Annotated in this window: 17 protein-coding genes; 13 read left to right on the forward strand and 4 right to left on the reverse strand. The window is 40.9% G+C overall.

The window, feature by feature from the left end; all coding sequences use genetic code 11:
- Positions 1-50: 50 nt before the first annotated feature.
- Positions 51-1,244 (reverse strand): MalY/PatB family protein, encoded by a 1,194-nt coding sequence (locus O3617_RS03855; protein WP_371448792.1) that lies wholly within the window; start codon positions 1,242-1,244, stop codon positions 51-53.
- A gap of 285 nt (positions 1,245-1,529) precedes the next feature.
- Here O3617_RS03855 and O3617_RS03860 point away from each other — a divergent pair, with 285 nt between their 5' ends.
- Positions 1,530-2,888, forward strand: coding sequence for an NAD(P)-dependent oxidoreductase (locus O3617_RS03860; RefSeq protein WP_005381238.1), 1,359 nt, complete (start codon positions 1,530-1,532; stop codon positions 2,886-2,888).
- A 176-nt stretch (positions 2,889-3,064) separates the two neighbouring features.
- Positions 3,065-3,400 carry a helix-turn-helix domain-containing protein gene (locus O3617_RS03865; RefSeq protein ID WP_371448794.1) on the forward strand — a complete coding sequence of 112 codons (336 nt, stop codon included), beginning with the start codon at positions 3,065-3,067 and terminating at the stop codon, positions 3,398-3,400.
- On the opposite strand, the gene O3617_RS03870 is transcribed toward O3617_RS03865, so the two are convergent.
- Positions 3,397-4,074 carry a lactate utilization protein gene (locus tag O3617_RS03870; protein ID WP_371448796.1) on the reverse strand — a complete coding sequence of 226 codons (678 nt, stop codon included), beginning with the start codon at positions 4,072-4,074 and terminating at the stop codon, positions 3,397-3,399. The genes O3617_RS03865 and O3617_RS03870 overlap by 4 nt on opposite strands.
- A gap of 353 nt (positions 4,075-4,427) precedes the next feature.
- Here O3617_RS03870 and pta point away from each other — a divergent pair, with 353 nt between their 5' ends.
- The 6 genes from pta (at position 4,428) to O3617_RS03900 (ending at position 10,837) form a co-directional block, all read left to right on the forward strand.
- A complete protein-coding gene (pta, locus tag O3617_RS03875) occupies positions 4,428-5,426 on the forward strand; it encodes a phosphate acetyltransferase (RefSeq protein ID WP_005378201.1) in 999 nt (332 codons plus the stop codon).
- A gap of 172 nt (positions 5,427-5,598) precedes the next feature.
- A complete protein-coding gene (locus O3617_RS03880) occupies positions 5,599-6,390 on the forward strand; it encodes a hypothetical protein (protein ID WP_371448798.1) in 792 nt (263 codons plus the stop codon).
- A gap of 429 nt (positions 6,391-6,819) precedes the next feature.
- Positions 6,820-7,176 carry a helix-turn-helix domain-containing protein gene (locus O3617_RS03885; protein WP_016476348.1) on the forward strand — a complete coding sequence of 119 codons (357 nt, stop codon included), beginning with the start codon at positions 6,820-6,822 and terminating at the stop codon, positions 7,174-7,176.
- Between the two features lie 346 nt (positions 7,177-7,522).
- A complete protein-coding gene (locus O3617_RS03890) occupies positions 7,523-8,224 on the forward strand; it encodes an MBL fold metallo-hydrolase (RefSeq protein WP_371448799.1) in 702 nt (233 codons plus the stop codon).
- A 70-nt stretch (positions 8,225-8,294) separates the two neighbouring features.
- Positions 8,295-9,530 carry a DUF445 domain-containing protein gene (locus tag O3617_RS03895; RefSeq protein WP_339360783.1) on the forward strand — a complete coding sequence of 412 codons (1,236 nt, stop codon included), beginning with the start codon at positions 8,295-8,297 and terminating at the stop codon, positions 9,528-9,530.
- Positions 9,527-10,837 carry a DUF445 domain-containing protein gene (locus O3617_RS03900; protein ID WP_371448801.1) on the forward strand — a complete coding sequence of 437 codons (1,311 nt, stop codon included), beginning with the start codon at positions 9,527-9,529 and terminating at the stop codon, positions 10,835-10,837. Before O3617_RS03895 ends, O3617_RS03900 begins: the two co-directional genes overlap by 4 nt.
- A 108-nt stretch (positions 10,838-10,945) precedes the next feature.
- Here O3617_RS03900 and O3617_RS03905 read toward each other — a convergent pair whose 3' ends face one another.
- On the reverse strand, positions 10,946-12,349 hold the full coding sequence (locus O3617_RS03905; RefSeq protein ID WP_371448802.1) for a sensor histidine kinase: 1,404 nt from the start codon (positions 12,347-12,349) through the stop codon (positions 10,946-10,948).
- A complete protein-coding gene (locus O3617_RS03910; RefSeq protein WP_005378137.1) occupies positions 12,327-13,001 on the reverse strand; it encodes a response regulator transcription factor in 675 nt (224 codons plus the stop codon). Before O3617_RS03910 ends, O3617_RS03905 begins: the two co-directional genes overlap by 23 nt.
- Positions 13,002-13,891: 890 nt before the next feature.
- Between O3617_RS03910 and O3617_RS03915 the strand changes: the two genes are divergently transcribed.
- The 5 genes from O3617_RS03915 (at position 13,892) to O3617_RS03935 (ending at position 19,138) form a co-directional block, all read left to right on the forward strand.
- Positions 13,892-15,610 (forward strand): FAD-binding protein, encoded by a 1,719-nt coding sequence (locus O3617_RS03915; protein ID WP_371448804.1) that lies wholly within the window; start codon positions 13,892-13,894, stop codon positions 15,608-15,610.
- 1 nt (position 15,611) lies between these two features.
- A complete protein-coding gene (locus tag O3617_RS03920) occupies positions 15,612-16,574 on the forward strand; it encodes a succinate dehydrogenase/fumarate reductase iron-sulfur subunit (RefSeq protein ID WP_005381216.1) in 963 nt (320 codons plus the stop codon).
- On the forward strand, positions 16,574-17,449 hold the full coding sequence (locus tag O3617_RS03925) for a CoB--CoM heterodisulfide reductase iron-sulfur subunit B family protein (RefSeq protein ID WP_005378080.1): 876 nt from the start codon (positions 16,574-16,576) through the stop codon (positions 17,447-17,449). The genes O3617_RS03920 and O3617_RS03925 overlap by 1 nt, the downstream gene beginning before the upstream one ends.
- A gap of 168 nt (positions 17,450-17,617) precedes the next feature.
- Positions 17,618-18,364, forward strand: coding sequence for a hypothetical protein (locus tag O3617_RS03930; RefSeq protein ID WP_371448806.1), 747 nt, complete (start codon positions 17,618-17,620; stop codon positions 18,362-18,364).
- 180 nt (positions 18,365-18,544) lie between these two features.
- On the forward strand, positions 18,545-19,138 hold the full coding sequence (locus O3617_RS03935) for a DedA family protein (RefSeq protein ID WP_371448808.1): 594 nt from the start codon (positions 18,545-18,547) through the stop codon (positions 19,136-19,138).
- Positions 19,139-19,143 lie beyond the last annotated feature (5 nt).

The raw sequence follows: 19,143 nt of genomic DNA on the forward strand, positions 1-19,143 counted from the left end.
CAAAAGGCTGCTCTAGAACTGATGCTAGAGCAGCCTCTTTATACGTAGGACTAAGAACGGATATGGTCGATGATGCTGTGCGTAGCTGTTTTGATATTAGCTAGGCTCGTGGCTAAGTTAACTCGTACAAAGGTGGCGTAGCTTTCACCGCCAAACCATTCGCCAAAGCTTGGCGCGATACGGCATTGATTTTCAAATAGGTCGTGCATATCTTCAGGTTTTACATAGGCGCCAAAATCAATCCACGCCAAATAAGTACCGTCCATAGGGCTAATGCGGAGCTTTGGTAGGACTAAGAGTAGTTCGTCGCATAGATATTCGTAGTTTTCGCGGATGACAGCGCATACATCGTCTAGCCACGCTTCCGCCTCTAGATGGGTATATGCCGCAGTGATAGCCGTTTCTGCCATGACATCTGCATCCGTGTGGTACACTTGCGCCTTATAGGCGTTATATTGTGTGCGTAATGTCTCGCTTGGAATCATCACTTCAGCCTGATGTAGACTGGCCATGTTAAACGATTTTGACACAGAGGATAGGGTTATCATATGGCCTGCATAATGACCGTTGGATACGGACAGTGCAGATGTAAATGGTATGGGACCGGTAATGAGGTCTTGATGGATTTCATCGCTTATGATGAGCACCTTGTGACGCTCACAAATGTCAAATAACCGGTCCATCTCCTCCTCGGTCCATACATGGCCCACAGGATTATGCGGATTGCAATGGATGAACACCTTCACATCGTTTTGCCTAATGGCGGACTCGAATGTATCATAATCGACAGTATATCTATTGCTCGTCGTGCGATGTAATGGCACTGCAACGATGTGTCTGTTTGCATCATTGGCACGGGCATCGAAGGCTCCGTACACGGGCGTAAGGACTGTAATGGCATCGTTTGGTTTGGTGAAAGCCCCAATACACCACATGATACCGGTAATAACATTGGGGGCGCTAGTGATCCAGTCTTGTTCAATAGTGCAGTTGTGACGGCGTTTGTGCCAATGTATGACAGCTTCTATATAATTTGGATTTGTCATGGTATAACCTAGAGGATTGTTTGTTACATAGTTACAAATGGCCTCTTGTATGCATGGTGGTGTTATAAAGTCCATATCTGCCACCCAGAGTGGTAGTAGGTCGGTGCGACTAAATTTTAAATATTCGCCGTCCCATTTGCGGGAATGAGAACCGCGGCGGTCTATGTAGTATGTTTCAGTAAATTCTGTAGTGTTCATAGGAATACCTCATTTATGTTGCCTTATGTATGTATTATAGCAATAAATGTATATAAAATAAGCATATTGTAGCTCAGCTTCTTGACGGAGCTCGCTTTCACAATTTAAAATGTACTATAGAATAGTGTGTGTCTGACCAGTGACCACACGTCTATCGAATGGTTACAAAAGATAAATGTTAGCAGCATGTGGCGGCGTCCCTATGTGAGAGGGCTCATCGGACAGCTTAGGTGCATGCAACGCTGTATAAGTATAGTACTGGATCCTTGTTAGGAGGCATGTGCCATGAGTAACGAATTAAAACCATTACATTTTGATGCGGATTACACGATGGAGGAGGCGCTCGCTGAGGCGAAACGTTGTCTAAATTGTCCAAAACCTTTGTGCCGCATGGGCTGTCCGATTGAAAACGAAATTCCTCGTTTTATCCAAGCCATCGCGCGCGGTAACTTTGGCTTAGCCAACGATATCTTGGCGGAACGTACAAACTTGCCAGCTATCTGTGGTCGCGTGTGCCCACGCGAAAATCAATGCGAAGGCAACTGCATCATGAATAAGGCTAAGAAACCGCCTATCAACATCGGTAAATTGGAACGTTTTGCTGCCGATTTTGAAAGCATCAATGGATTGCGCAAACCTAAGAAAATTAAACAAGATCTCGGTAAAGTAGCCGTTGTCGGTTCCGGCCCTGCAGGCTTGTCCGTTGCAGGCGACGTAGCAAAACTCGGCTATGATGTCACTGTATTTGAAGGTCAATCCGAACCAGGCGGCGTACTCTTATTCGGTATTCCTGAGTTCCGTTTGTCCAAGTCCGTTGTACGTCGTGAAATCGCCCGTCTTGAAGGCTTAGGCGTTAAATTCGTATGTAATACATTCATCGGCCAAGATAAATCCTTGGATGATCTATTTGCAGAAGGCTTTGATACCATCTTCATCGGTACGGGTACACATATTCCTCAAGAAGTACGTATGGAAAACGATCAAATTACAGGCGTATTCCAAGCAATGTACTTGTTAACAAATGTACAATTGGTAGAAAATGGTGAGCTTGAAGAAAAAGCGATTCCTGTGAAGAAAGGGGACCGCGTTGTTATCATCGGCGGTGGTAACGTAGCGATGGATGCGGCTCGTACATGCGTACGTCTAGGCTGTGAATCTGTCACTGTTGCATACCGTCGTAGCCAAGAACAAATGCCAGCCTTGTTATCTGAATACGAAGAAGCCCGTGCCGAAGGTGTTCAATTCCAATGGTTCGCATCTCCAGTTGGTGTAGAAGGTAAAGACAAGGTAGAAGGCTTTAAATACGAAGTAATGGCCCTTAATGACGATGGTGCCGGTATCCACGGCACAGGTAAATACCAAGTGATGCCTGTCGATAAGATCATCATCGCTGCTGGTCATAAACCTAATGCACGCCTCGTTGGGGAAGGTAACAACCTTCGCGTAGACGAAAAAGGCTATATCATCACATCCGAAGAACCATACGGCATGACAAGCCGTGAAGGTGTATTCGCCGGTGGTGACGTAGTGCATAAACCAGCTACTGTAGTACTTGCGATGCGCGAAGCTAAAAAAGCCGTTGATGGCATGGTTAAATACATGGAAATCAAACGTGCTATGGCTACTGCAGAAGAGAATAAATAAGAGTTTTATGTACAAGAATATACATGTATGTGTGTACAGGTATAATTTTATAACATAATATGTATAAAAATCCCTTGCAATATGAATGTATCGCAAGGGATTTTCTATTATATGTCATCACAATTCAAGTTGGTATGGCCCCTCATAGGTGGTTGCCGTATTGTGGAGGCAAAGAGTTGCTATTATGGATAGTAGAAAGTGAGGTTTCTATGACGTATGATATCGTATGCAGTGAAGCACAGTCAGAAAAGGCTATCCAGCACTTAGGCGTTCTCATTCTATTATGGCGCCGCCACTATCACATAACTCAACAAGAGTTAGCTAAGCGGACGGGCTTGTTACAGTCCTATATTAGCGGACTGGAAAAGGGGAATATAGACCCTCGTATATCTACGCTGTGTAGGATAGTCAATGGCTTTGATAATATGCCTTTAGATACATTTTTTGGAGGTCCTGACTTAGGTTTTATCGACTTTCACGGCATAGAACATCGACATATAGAATTTCATTAAAATCCTAAATCCTCATTGATGATAATAACCTCCATAATTTGCATGTTACGCATTTTCTTATAGTAAATGGTTAAGGCATTGCAAATTCTGTCCGGTGAACCACAGTCGTAGCATTTTTCCTCTAATTTGGCACAAGGGTTTAGTGAACTTTTCTTATTTTTCTTACTGTTCAGAGGGGCAGCCACATTGCGCGCCCGGTAGATGGCAGAGGCCAAGTCCGGTGTAATTTTATTGCGACCTAGCACAAAGAACACCTCTTGCGATCCGAATAGGGATGCTGCTACTCGGTTGCCGGTACCATCGATATTGACCATTTCACCTGTTTGCGCCAAGGCGTTAACAGAGGTTAAAAATACATCGCGTCCCATGGTACGTAATGCGGTGTCGCGGAAGCTTTCCCCCGGAAGGGGACGCTGAATGTCTGTTATGTCATCATTGACCTCGGATAAAGCATCATGAACCTTGAGCTCCAATAAGGTGCGTGAATCACCGATAGCCACCTGTTTATGTTGAATGCGAGACTGTAAATAGTCCACCGCATCAGCGCCTGTTTCAAAATAATGGACTACAAATTTATTGCGCTCTAAAGCTTTGATGGTTTTCTCTATATCGATGGGAGCATCGTTGATTTGAGGATTGATAACTGCATTGATTGTTGTTTCTGTATTGGCCATGAGTCCTCCTTAAAGGGGAATAAAGTTATAATCTAGTGTTCTATTTCTATTATTGTATCGTTTTATATATCTATTATTCAACGATTAGAATGAGAATTCTGTAGCATAATCTATTAGATGTTGGAATAGAATCCTAATTAGTCATAAAATTTTGTAAAAGTTGGAATGAAATCCAAATTAATTGTAAAAAGACAGGAAGTTTGGAATGAATTCCAACTTTCACAATTATTAATATTATAGGATAAAAATTAGAATAATAGACTCAGAAATAAATTTTACTTTTACCTGTAGGTTGAATTTGCTATAATAATAGTATTGATATGGCATAAGCCAATGTTAAGGAGGCAAAAATCGTGGATTTAATTCAAAAATTAAAAGACCAAGTAAAACCATTAGGTAAAAAAATCGTGTTGCCAGAATACAAAGATGAACGCGTATTGAAAGCAACTGAAATCATTTTGAAAGAAGGTTTCGTAACACCTGTACTCGTTGGTAACCCAGCTGAAATCGCAGAAGCTGCTAAAGCTGTTGGCGTATCTGTAGAAGGTGCTGAAATCATCGATCCAGCTAACTACGATCGTTACCAAGAAATGGTTGATACATTCGTAGAATTGCGCGCTAAAAAAGGTATGACTCCTGAAAAAGCTGACGCAACTATGAAAGGTGACTGCTTATTCTTCGGCGCTATGCTCGTTCGTCTTGGCGCTGTAGATGGTATGGTTGCTGGTTCCGGTTGCCCAACTGCAAACGTATTGCGTGCTGCATTACAAGTTGTTGGTACAAAACCAGGCCTTAAAACTGTATCCTCTTCCATGTTCATGTTCACAAGCAAAAAAGAATATGGCGACGACGGTATGCTCGTATTCTCCGACTGCGGCGTATTGCCTAACCCAACTAGCGAACAATTGGCTGATATCGCAGAATCCACTGTAGAAAAAGCTCGCAAAGTTGTTGGCATGGCTGACCCTCGCGTATCCATGTTATCCTTCTCCACAAAAGGTTCCGCTTCCACTCCAGAAGTAGACAAAGTGGTTGAAGCTGTTAACATCTTGAAAGAACGCAACGTTGACTTCAAATTCGATGGCGAATTACAATTGGACGCTTCCATCGTTCCTTCCGTAGCAGAAAAGAAAGCTCCTGGCTCCAACGTAGCTGGTAAAGCTAACATCTTGATTTTCCCTGATCTTCAAGCTGCTAACATTGGTTACAAATTGGTACAACGCTTCTCCGGCGCTGACGCTCTTGGCCCATTGATTCAAGGTTTGGCTAAACCAGTTCATGACCTTTCCCGTGGCTGCTCCGCTCAAGACGTTGTAGACGTTGCTGCTATCGCTGCTGTTGAAAGCATCTAATAGCTGCATAATTTCATATATAAACATATGTTGTATATGTTTTGATATGCTGAAAGCTGGCTCTATGAGCCAGCTTTTTTGTGTTTCAATTGTGGTTAGTATATAATAAAACTAACAATATATTTTGTGTATAGTAATCATTATACTTGTGAAAGTATAGAAGGAGAGAATTATGATTTCTGTATTCGATACAAATTCTGTTACATTTGAAGAGAAAGGTCGTACATTAACGATTAGTTACAATGGTGTGCTCTGTAAAGCTGCAAATGGTACTGTTATAACTGATATTAATTTTGAGGACGTAAATGAGCTATATCTTACAAGATATTTGAATTCAAACAGTAATTATACGATTAGGTTCAGAGACCATAATTGGAAAAGCATAGAAGGTCAAGATTTAGATACTGACCGTAAAGGATCTAATGCTGGTCACAATATCCGCGAAACAAAAGCAATCATTGCTGCCTTTGCTCGCCATAAATTGACAGCGGACTTCCCTGCAAATTTAGATACCCTTCAATTGCCACTTGATTACTCCTACATGGGGAAACGAGAAATCACCATTAAAAATGGTGTTATCTCAAATGGTAAGATTGATATCCCTATTAATGAAATTCGCCGCGTAGTATGTGCATCTAATGGTACAATTAGTAAATTGTTAGTCTATAAAGAAGAAAAACCTAGTTCCTTCTTCAAAAAGATTTTCGACAAATGTGATATGAAAATCACCTTGAATGCCATTACGTTGCCATTATTAGAAGCCATCGTAACACGCAATACAGGCCATGGTATCGACTTCAGTCGTGGTAATGGCTTTGACCAAAAGGATTCTAACTATATCATCATTCGATACCTCGACTCTGGTTATTTCTATAATAAAGATGGTACATTGCCAACAGAATGGCAAAAAACTGCTGCTGAAACAACGGCCAAATTTAATTATGATGTAAATCAACTTATTTAGGTATAAACTTAATATATAAACAAGAGCCTCTATGGATTCCTTATTGGTAAAGGAATGTCCATAGAGGCTCTTTTATGGCTTTAAATCTATTGTAGAGAGTTTAAGTTAGTTTTGTACTGCTGTAAAGCGTTGACGACTAAACTTGTGGTTGTTGATTTCGTCTACATAGAGACTGCCTGCACCACCTATAGCGATGAGGCGTGTATTTGTGTTCTGCTGATGACCTCATTATATAGAGGTGCCATTATTTTGAATAGTAGAATTATTCAGGATATGTACTATCAAAAATGATAGAATTGTGATATTTACTGGACTAAAAATTTTCAAAAAGTTTTGTACCCTTAAAAAAGATACTATAAAATGCTTGCCATACTATAAATTTGTGATATGATTTGAATAACGTTATATACATAGAAAAGGAGAATAACAATGGCAGAGCAACTCGTAAATATTCATGATTTGGTGGGACGCTGCCCATTTGCAACGAGTCAAAAGTTATTAGCAGGTAAATGGTCTTTGTTGATCATGCACGAATTATCTGAAGGTCCTGTGCGATTCCGTGAATTGGAGCGCCGATTACATCCAATTACGCAAGCCACACTTACTAGAGCATTGCGCCAAATGGAAGATGACGGTTTAGTACATCGTGAAGTATACGGCACCATTCCTCCAAAGGTAGAATATAGCCTTACCGAAGTAGGTGCGGGATTTAAAACCGTTCTCGCATCCCTCGAACAATGGGGTAACCAATATATCGACTACATGAAAGCCGCTGGCCGCATCTAAGAAATGCCAGCGGCATTTCTTATTCTTTCTAAAAAATCAATTCGTATTCTTTATTATACTCAAATTCGACTAGGGCTTTATGTAGACGAACCTGCTCCCTAAAAATCGACTTTTGTCTACAAACAGAATTCGTATTTTTTATTATACCCAAATTTTCTAATGTGCTAAGTGTAGGAAGGCCCTGTTTTCAAAAAACGACTTTGGCCCTGTCCCGTAGGGACAGACCCGGCCGGTGGAGGCTTTTTGGAAATAGGGCCTTCCTTTACACAAACGTATATAGAAAAATATGGTATAATAAAGAATACGAATGATATAAATTCTCAGTAGTGTAGAGGTATTGATAACGATGTTAGATGTAACATTTCTCGCACACAGTGGCTTCCTAGTAGATGATGGCAAGCGTTGCTATGTGTTTGATTATTATAAGGATCCAAACAATATTGTTTGGCAATTGGCAAAGCGTGGCCGTGAGTTGTGGTTTTTTATAAGTCATGTTCATGCGGATCATTTCAATCCATCTATTACGGAATTCGATGGTCCACAAACACGTTATATTTGTCATCAAGATGTGCCATTAGAGGGCAAGGTAAGAAAATGCATTACTATGCGTCCTGGCCAAGATGCGACACTTGATGATGTAGGGATTCATATGTATGGCAGTACCGATGAAGGCGGTTCTTTCTATGTAAAGACCAATACTGCTAACATTGACTCAGATTCCATTTTCCACGCCGGCGACCTTAATTGGTGGCATTGGCTTGGTGATACGCCGGAAAATAATGCAGATGCAAAGCGCATGGCTTGGCGTGAATTTAAGGAACTAGAAGGTCTCTCTGTAGATGTGGCGATGTTCCCTGTAGATAATCGCTTAGAAGATGCTATGGAATGGGGCGCCATTGAATTTTTGCGTCGCGTACAGGTGAAAAAGGCATTTATTCCTATGCATTTAAATGGCCCTCTATGGACGCCATCTGTGTATTTTAAAGCCCTTTTTGATGATGTACCGATTTGGGAACCTCAAAAGGAAGGCGATGAATGCATATTTTAAGTGACCCTCTAGGTCACTACGTTATATGGGGAGAGTCTATATACGTAATTGAGTAAGTTAGGATCAAGTGATGATGAAAACAAAACCAGTGGCAACCACGCTGTTGATTGTCATGGCTATCATATTTTTAATTTCATACCCACATAGGCACGATGCACTTTGGGCGTTTATCATGCACGTTTCAGGAGCCGCTATGATTGGTGGTCTAGCGGATTGGTATGCAGTGACCGCACTCTTTACAAAGCCATTAGGTATTCCTTTCAAAACGGCTATCTTGCCGCGCAGTAAAGAACGGCTCATACAGATTGGTCGCACCATGCTTAGCGAAGAACTGCTTCGAGTGCCACAGATGTACTATGCTATTAAACGGGAACGCGTTATGGTGCGCATCATCGAGTATGGCATGAGTGATGCTGGCCAACAACAGATGAAAGACATCCTCTATGGTGTGGGGAGTCAGGTGCTATCCCATATGGATATTGAGCCGATGCGTAAGGAGATTAATAAGGCTGTTTATAAAGGGGTATCCAATTGGAAAGCCACACCTCTCGTTATTCTATTCGGTCGTTGCATGCTGGAACGCCATACGGCTAGTGTGTTTTGGCTCTATTTTAATCGAACTTGTCAGCGTGTTATCGCGTCAAATCAGGTGTATCCATATTTGTATCGTGTCATGCTAGATATTATGAAAACCTATACTAAGGATTCATTTATGCGTGAACTAGCCATTGCCTTTGGTGGGGATGGGCTTTCACCTGAACGATTAGTTGATACGGTACAGAAAAAAGCAGTTCAGTTTTTAAAGGATAATGAAGATATTGACTCGCCATTGGGACGCTATATATGGGGGCAGGCCATTAAGTTTTTCAATAATTTGGAAACTAATGAAGAATGGCAGGCTTTCATCGAAGAACATAAGGATCAATGGGTTAAAATGGTCCTTGAAGAATGGGAAGGCAAGCTCATCGATGGGGATACGCTCGATTGGGTACGCCTCATGGATATCGTGATGGAACGATTGAATATATTGGGTAGCGAAATTCTTCTCAATCCGGATAAGCAGGCGCCGTTCGAACGGTTCTTCTTGTTGCGCAGTATTCCGTGGTTACAAAAACTAAACCCTCTCATCGACCGTGTAGTGGGCGAAGAACTATCTCGCTACTCACCGGATGAGATAACCCAAATTGTACGGGGCAAAATGTATTATGATTTGCAAATGGTCCGTATCAATGGCTCCCTTGTGGGGGCTGTCCTCGGCGGTCTATTTTACGGCATAACCCTTATCATTAAGGGGGTGATTGGATGATTCGCTATTTCAAATCGCTTACCTTAAAACAGCGTGCTAACCGAATTTTGGGGCTTATGGCCATCCTATATTGCTTCGTGTTTATCGGTCAGTTTTTCTATGATGGTGAAAGTTGGTATCAGCCGCTCTATTGGGCGGTACAATCTGCCCTCATCGGTAGTGTGGCGGACTGGTTTGCGGTGACCGCATTATTCCGTAAGCCTTTAGGATTTCCCTATCATACGGCCTTGATTCCACGCAATAAGGAACGCCTTATCAATGGTGTGATTAAGCTTGTAGAAACGAAGATGCTTACTCGTGATCGCTGTCAGGTGCTATTGGAAAAGGTACAATTCGTACCATTATTTGAAAAATTCTTACTATCACCTGAGGGGCAACGGGCGGCACGTCTCGTTATTCATCAGGGGTTACATCTGTTGTGGAAATCTCAAACTACTGAAGAATGGTCACAATGGGGGGCTAAACGCATTCGTGCATTGCTAGAAAAACATTCCCTCGTACCTGTGTTAAAGCACGTATTACTAGATTTATGTGAACACAATCGCTATGAAGGCATGGTTGTACAGGTCTTGAATGTGATTCAAGAGCGTATCAATCACCCTGCCATGGTCACCTGGCTTACGGCCGTCGTTGCAGAGGAAGCGCATAAGAAAAAACGAAAGGGCTTCCTTTCGGATTTCTTGATTTCCTTGTCCGAAGCTACCGATGTTGTCAATTATCGGGAAATGGCAGAGGCCATTGTTACAGAGGCGTATGCCATGTTGGAGAACTGGAAACGCCCTAATAGCCCAGAGCGAACCGCATGGCTCCGTCAGTGGGTAGATCCGATTCGTCACATAGAGGAAAATCATGTGGTCTGCGATGCTCTTGATGAGGCTTGGGAACGTTGGATACGAGAGCAAGATTGGGAATCTATCATTGAAAATCATTTATGCCCATACGTTGAGGAGTTACTCGTTGAAGGTGATGAAAATGGCGAAACGCCAGCTCAAGTTCTTGTAAATATCGCCATTGAACTATGGAATGTATATGGTCAATCTGAAGACTTGCGTAATCGTATTGAAAATACCTTACATGATATCGCTCGATATGTATTGGAACAGGGCTATGACCTTATTGAAACCATTATACGCCAAGTGCTTGGAGGCCTAAGTACCGATAAATTTATCTACTTTATCGAGTCCAAGGTAGAGGATGACCTCAGCTGGATTCGTATCAATGGTGCCATTGTAGGCGCTGTGGCCGGTTTTGTAGCATGGCTATTCCTTGAATATGCTTATATGCCATTATGGGCGCTACTAAGTTAATATCTTCTATGGATTATATTAGAATCATTTATACGTAAAATACCCTCCTACATGTGTTCTCACATCGAGAAACATCATGTAGGAGGGTGTTTTGTATATATGATTCAATTATTCTATCAATGTATCCGATAACGGCAATGTGATAGAAAAGGTGGTAAATACACCTGGTTGACTCTTAGCCGTGATGGTACCGTGATGCAAATGAACAACCTTATCTACAAAGTATAGGCCTAGACCTATACCGTGATTAGATTTTTTATTACGAGATTGCTCCGTTTGATACATGCGATTGAAAATCTGTGAAAGATTATCTTGTTCGATGCCAATACCATTATCGGTAACCTCGATGATCAAGTACAAGTTATTGCGCTTAGCCGTAACATTAATCGTCGATTTTGTAAATTTGATGGCGTTATCGATAAGATTGGTCACAGCGCGACGCAAGGACACTTCGTGGCCCGTAATAACTAAATCATCATCGATATCCAAGTTGATGGTGATTTGCTTTTCTGCACACAAGCGGGTGTAATCATGTACCATATTTATTAACATAGTACTTACATCCACAGGGGCTACGTTCATTTCGTAGTTATTTTCTAACCGTGCCACATCCAATAGTTGCGATACGAGAGAAGACATGAATTTAGCTTGCTCTAGAATATGCTTTAAGCCTTCTTGCATTTCCTCAGGCGTGCGCGCATATTTGATGGCGTATTCGCTTTCAGCTTGGATAACGGCAATAGGGGTACGCAATTCATGAGATACGTCAGAACTGAACTGCTTTTCCCGATTGGATGAATCTTCGAGACCGGATAACATGCGGTTAAAGGTGGTCGTTAATTCATAAACCTCATCCTTTGCAATTTCTGGCAATTCAATACGGCGACTCAAGTCATTATTTTTACCGATAACCTTAGCCGTATGTGTCAGTTTGCGTAGTGGCTTCAATCCTTGTTTTATGAATAGATAACCGCCGATAGACGAAACGAGTAAGGCTACGATGGTAACAAGCAACAGTGCATAAATGGTATTGCTGTTTCTATCGGTAATCTTTTGACTTGTAATAGCCCGTAAGAATCCGCGGTAGTTAGGCGCGTTGATAGGTACATCGTAATAGTAGAATGTTGTACCATTGGCCTCTACCTCACCAATCTGGCCCAGTGATAGACTGGACTGATTTGGGAATCCATCTGGTAAATATCCTTTTGTGATGAGACCATCTTGTGTGTAGACTAAATAGAATGTGCCATCTTCATAAGGCTTAAACTTGCGAATATCCGTAGACATCATGAGCGTTTGTTGCTGCAATCGATCGCGAACCTCTGCGTTGTGAGCCGTTCCAATGTAGTTATAGTAGAAAATGGACATAGAAATCAGAAGGGTAGCCAAGAATAAGGTGTACCACAACATGATTTTAAAGGTCAGTGGAATGCGATTCCATAAGTGCTTGATAGCACCTGACATAGAATTAAGGTCGTGACCTTGTTCCTTAGTTTTCTGTTTTGAGGACATATCCTACTCCACGAACGGTTTGAATCAATTTCACATTTTCATCCGTGTCAATCTTTTTACGTAGATCTTTAATATATACATCAATTAGATTAGAGTAGCTTTCATAATCGTATTCCCAAACATGATCGAGAATTTGTTGACGAGATAATACGATGTTTTCATTACTTGCTAAATAATACAATAAATCAAATTCTTTAGCTGTCAACGTAATCGCTTCGCCATCGCGTTTTACCGTACGTTGAGGAACGTTGATTGTCAATGGGCCAACCTTGATATCGTTTTGTGCATGACGTGCATTACGACGAGCTAACGCATAAATACGAGCCGTTAGTTCCTCTAAATCAAATGGTTTTACGAGATAATCGTCAGCGCCCGTGTTGAGACCTGTAACCTTATCTTGTAAGGAATCCTTCGCTGTTAATAATAAAACAGGTGTTGTATTACCTTCGTTACGCATTTGAGCCAATGCGCTAATGCCATCCAATACAGGCATCATGATATCCATAACGATAACATCATAGCTAGATGTGTTTACATAATCGATAGCTTGTTGACCGTTGAAACATGTATCGACAGTCATATTTTCAGCACGTAAATATTTGGCCGTAATACCATTCAGCATTTCTTCGTCTTCTACAAGTAAAATCTTCATATGTTTGTTCTCCTTATGTATGATTAAATTATATAACTCTCTCTTAATACAACTTAATTACTAATCAGTTTCCATTTTTGTGAAAGCTGCAACACATTAGTAATTAAATTAATATTAACATATTTAAGCTATATTATATAACTAATTTATCTATTATCATACCTTATACAAATGGAATGAGTGAAAAATGAATGTAATAAATGGTGAAACCCCTATATATTCATATATATAGTGTATGTAAGCACTACTATATAAGTTTTGCCTAGTATAATTAGATTTCATAAAATGAAGTATATCGAAGATTGCCGTATATGCATAGATAAGGGTGATTTTACCGATTTTAAAAGATGTAAGGAAAATCACAATAAAAACTTATGATAATAATTATCAAAAGTGAAAAGTATACTAAAATCGAGAGGTTTTAATATACATAAGCTATTTAAAATCCGTGTATTTTTAGTAGGAATTTAAAAATTTTGATAACAATAAATGACCTTATTGGGGTGGTATAGTCGGTAAAACATAGTATTTATTGGCCTCATATGGATAGCTATAAAGTAAAAAATTCGGAACCGAACCAATATAAATGATATACATAAAAATAAATAGAATTTCCATTTAATGTAATCGGAATATTCAAGATTCATCTACAAAAATGCGAAATGATATAGAGTATCAATTAAAATCATCGAAATTAATTATGCATAATAAGGTTTAGACATACGGGGCAATGCTCACTATAATTATAAGTAAAGCTATAAGAAAAATCGCACAAGTGTGAGGCTTTTCTTTAAGGAAAAATGATTAGGTTATCAAAAATTTTTATAAGGTTTTTGAATCTAGATAGTCTAAGAAATTTTCTTTTTATAGGTAGTTATGAGGAGGTCATTATGGAACAGTTTGATGTTCTAGTAGTAGGTAGCGGTGGCGCTGGTCAACGCGCGGCTCTTGAAGTTGGTCGTCGCAAAGGCTTAAATGTAGCTCTTATTACTAAAATTTTCCCAACCCGCTCTGCAACAGCGATGGCGCAAGGCGGTGTCAATGCATGTTTGAACAACGTTGCACCTGAAGACACAATCGAAACACATACTTTCGACACAGTAAAAGGTTCTGACTATCTTGGCGACCAAGATGCGATCGAATTCTTCTGCTCTCGTTGTCCAGAAGGCGTACTTGAAATGGACCACATGGGTGCTCCATTCTCTCGTACTCAAGAAAACAAAATTGCTCAACGTAACTTCGGTGGTCAATCTTATCCACGTACTTGCTACTCTGCGGATAAAACTGGTCACGTTATTTTGCACACAACTTACGAACAATGCTTGAAAGAAGGCGTACACTTCTTACAAGAATGGTACCTTTTAGATCTTGTTAAATCTGCAGATGGTCATGTTGGTGGCGCTGTAGTTTGGAACATGAAAGAAGGTCGCGTAGAACAAATTAAAGCGAAAGCTATCATCTTGTCCACTGGTGGTGCAGGTCGTATTTTCTGGACTCGTACTACAAACCCATTCCTTTCCACAGGCGATGGTATGGCAGCAGCTTTCCGTGCTGGTAACGGCTTGAAAGATATGGAAATGATCCAATTCCATCCAACTGGTCTTGGTCGTACTGGTATCTTGATGTCTGAAGCGGTTCGTGGTGAAGGTGGTTACCTTCTTAACTCTGAAGGCGAACGTTTCATGAAAAAATATGCGCCTAACAAAATGGAATTAGCATCCCGTGACGTTGTAGCGAAAGCAATCGAAGATGAAATCGCTGCAGGTCGTGGTTTTGGTTCTGGTCTTAACGCATACGTAGTAGCTGATCTTCGTCACTTAGGACCTGAAGTTATCATCGAAAAACTTCATGGTATCCGTGACTTGGCTATGTGCTTCGAACATTGCGATCCATTGACTCAACCAGTACCTATTCGTCCTACATGTCACTATACAATGGGTGGTATCGACGTAGTGGACTACAAAACTTGTGCATGTGAATTGCCTGGTTTGTTCGCTTCTGGCGAAGCTTCTTGTATCTCCATCCATGGTGCTAACCGCTTAGGTGGTAACTCCTTGGCTGACGGCGTGGTATTCGGTAAAGTATCCGGTGCTGGTGCAGCTGACTATGCTGAAACACATGAACAACCTAACGTAGATGCAGAATTAGCTGCAGCTGCTAAACACTGGGAAGAAAAATTCACTGAAGTAACAACTCGTGAAGGCGGTCGCCCAGTTGTAGAAATCCGCGATGCATTGGCTGATGCAATGTGGAATAAAGTAGGTATCTTCCGTAATGAAGAAGGTATTACTGAAGCATTGAAAGAAATCGATCAATTGATCGAAGATTACAAAACTTGTTATGTAGGTGACCCTGAACGTACTTACAACATGGCATTCGTAAACTACTGTGAAATCGGTTCTATGTTAACAGTAGCAAAAGCTATTGCAATGGGCGCTTTACACCGTCGTGAATCCCGTGGCGCTCATATTCGTGAAGACCATCCAAAACGTAATGATGAAAGATACTTAAAACATTCTTTGATCAAATTAGGCGCAGACGGTCAATACGAATTAACTGAACGCGACGTAGTGTTCACTAAATACGAACCACAAGAAAGGAAGTACTAAGATGAGACAAATCACCTATCATATCCACCGTTACCAACAAGGTCGCGCGTTTGTACAAACTTTCAAATTCGATTACGAACCTGACCGTACAATTCTTTGGGGCCTTCAAAAAATTAAAGATACTCAAGATCCAACATTAACATTCTTGGCAGCTTGCCGTTCCGCAGTTTGTGGCGCTTGCTCCATTCGCGTAAATGGCGAAGCAATGCTTGGTTGTGAATCTAAAATTGACGAATTAACAGAACGTTACGGTACAGATGAATTAACAATTGCACCTATCGGTAACTTCCGCGTAATCCGTGACTTAGTTGTTGACTGGGAATCTAAAGTTGATCGTTTGAAAACAGTTGCTCCTTGGATTTTCCTTAAAGCAGAATTTAACGAAGGCGACAAAATCGTTCGTCAAACTCCAGCTGATTTCAAAAAATTCGTTGCTGGTACAGAATGTATCCTTTGCGGTTGCTGCGCATCTGAATGTAACAAATTGACTGCACGTCAAGACGATTTCTTGGAACCTTATGTATTCACTAAAGCTAACCGTTTCGTATTGGATAGCCGTGATGATGCACCTATGGCTCACATTCAACCTGCTTATGACAATGGTCTTTGGAAATGCGTTCACTGCATGAACTGTATCTCTCGTTGTCCTAAACACTTAAAACCTGCTCAAGATATTTCCAACATGCGTAAAGAAGCTACAAAAGCTGGCCTTACAAACAACAAAGGCGTTCGCCATGCAGTTGCTTTCAAAGAAGACCTTTACAAAACTGGTCGCTTGAAAGAAGTTTCTATGAGCTTGAAATCTGACGGTGTTGTAGATTCCGCTAAACAAGCATTCTATGCATTACGTTTGTGGAAACACAGCAAAATTAATCCTTTCGAACTTGTAGTACCTCAAAAACCAGTTAATGGTATTGATGGTGTTCGCAGACTTATGAAAGCAGCTGAGGAGGTAAGCAAATAATGAAATACGCATTTTTCCCAGGTTGCGTTCTTGAAAGCGCTGCCAAAGAAGATTACATGGCAACTGTTGCAGTAGCTAAAAAACTCGGCATCGAATTAGAAGAACTTGACGGTTGGACTTGCTGTGGCGCGTCCCACGTTCAAGATATCGCTCCAGAAATTACATTAGCTACAAACGCACGTAACATTGCATTGGCAGAAGAAAAAGGTTTGAACCTTTTAACTGTATGTAACACTTGTACTTTAATGCTTCGTGAAGCTAAAAACGAATTAGACAATAACGAAAAAGAAAAAGAAGAAGTGAACAAAAAATTAGCTCAAATCGGTAAACAATACCGCGGTACAACTGATATCACTCATTTCTTATGGGTATTGATCCGCGATTACGGTTTGGACAAATTGAAAGAAAAAGTTGTTAAACCTTTAACAGGTTTACGTGTAGCTGAATACTATGGCTGCCATATTCTTCGTCCTCAAACTGAAATGGGCTTCGAAGATTATCAAATGCCTACATCCTTAGCAGATTTGATCTCCGCTATCGGTGCTACACCAATCGACTTCTCCCGTAAACTTGATTGCTGCGGTTTCCATGCTGTATACCCTGCACATGATTCCGTAATGCAAATGACTGGCTCCATCAACAAAGATGCAGCTACAGAAGGCGCAGATTGCGTAGTAACTCCTTGCCCACTTTGCCAAATGCAACTTGATATGTTCCAAAAAGAAGCAAAAGAAGTTGTTGGCGGTGGCAAAGATATGCCAATCTTGCACATGTCCCAATTAGTAGGTCTTGCTCTTGGCATCACTCCTGAAGAAATGGGCATGCCTAAACGTCACTTAACTGATACTGCAGCAGTGACAAAATTTGTAGGTTAATTCGTTTTAATTTAGATTGCCTCAGTTGGCTTATAAAAACCTAAATTAAACCTATTATCATAATTACCGTAAAGACCCCCTGGCCTTGGCTAGGGGGTCTTTATTTGATACATATATGGTGTTTATTATATAATAAATAGGTAAGCATTGATGACATTAGGAGGTCTCATGAACGAAGCCTTATTAGAATATATAGACCATAAATTGAATGACGAAGAATTGGGACGCGTATTCCAAGTTACCTTTCAAGGCAATGAGTATTTTGTAAAACGCGCTGTAGGTAATAACCGGTCATCATGGATCAAACCATCCCCTCGTGCATCCTTTGACCATGAGTTTTATATGATGAACTTTGTGCGCACTCAGCTACCATTGGCACCAGAAATCGTGGGATTTCGAGAAAACTATTTCGTGACGCCGAATTATGGCAAGAACTTGACCTACTATGGCCATTTACCACAGGAACATCCAGAGGATCAGTCCTTAGAAGATATGGCAATCCACATTTTTTATGCTTTTGGTAAAGCTCTCGGTACACTCCATGATTATGGCATCGCTCATGGTCGCCCCGCGTTGCGTGATATTGTATATGATCCAGACGCGGATAGTGTAATGCTCCTCGATTGGGAAAATGCACGTCGTTGGCCAGAATTCACGCCTGCTGGATGGGATTTACTTATCTTCATCCACAGCTTTATCCGTGAAGGTGATTTACCTAATACCTATCTATATGCGGCTATGAATGGCTATAGCTCAGCCCGTTGCGCGCGAGAAACTGTTTTGCATGTGAAAGCAGTTTTACAAAAGCGTGACTACCTATTTAAATTCTGTCGTTTATTGGAACCGTTCCACTTTGTAGATACAGAAGCAGCTGTAAAATCCTTTGATTTTATACAAGGACTTAAAACAGAATAACTGTGTATGACTAGTTGATTCTTGCGAAAACAAAATACTAAGGATACCGCAAATGACCCTCCCGTATGGTGAGGGTCATTTTATTATGGTAAAATAGGTTGTATACAGGGTGAAACTTTCACCAAAGTTACATTAAAAAATCACAATCCTCTTGTAGGGGTGGATGAAGAGGTATAACAAGTGGAATATATTATTTCGTTCATGGAAACGTATGGCTATGCGGCTATGTTCATCACAATGGTATTGGAAAATGCGAATGTACCAATCCCTAGTGAAATTGTGCTTGGATTTGCAGGGTATTTGATTGCGCAAGGCATATTTGAACTCCATACTACTATGGTTGTGGGTACCTTGGCGGGTATCGTAGGGTCCATTTTATCTTACTGGATGGGTGAGCACGGTGGTCGTCCTTTATTATTGAAATATGGTAAATATATATTCTTTAATGAACATAAATTTGAGCTAGCTGAAAAGATGTTTAATAAATACGGCGGTGCTGCTGTATTCTTCGGTCGTCTTTTGCCTGGTGTTCGTACCTTTATTTCCTTCCCGGCTGGTATGGCGCGCTATCCAATGTGGCACTTTATCATCTGGACAGCTCTTGGCACGATTCCATGGACGATTTTGCTCGTTTACTTAGGTAAGGTGCTTGGTGAAAACTGGAAGGATCTTATTCAGTATAATCATGAATTTTTGTTAGTCGTGATGGTCATCTTTGCTATTGTAGCTGTCGTGCTTGGATTTAAATTCTATAAGAATCGCCGTAAATCATAAGGAGA

It is taken from the genome of Veillonella sp. 27098_8_77 (genome assembly GCF_041431535.1).
In the GTDB taxonomy this organism is placed as follows: Bacteria; Bacillota; Negativicutes; order Veillonellales; family Veillonellaceae; genus Veillonella.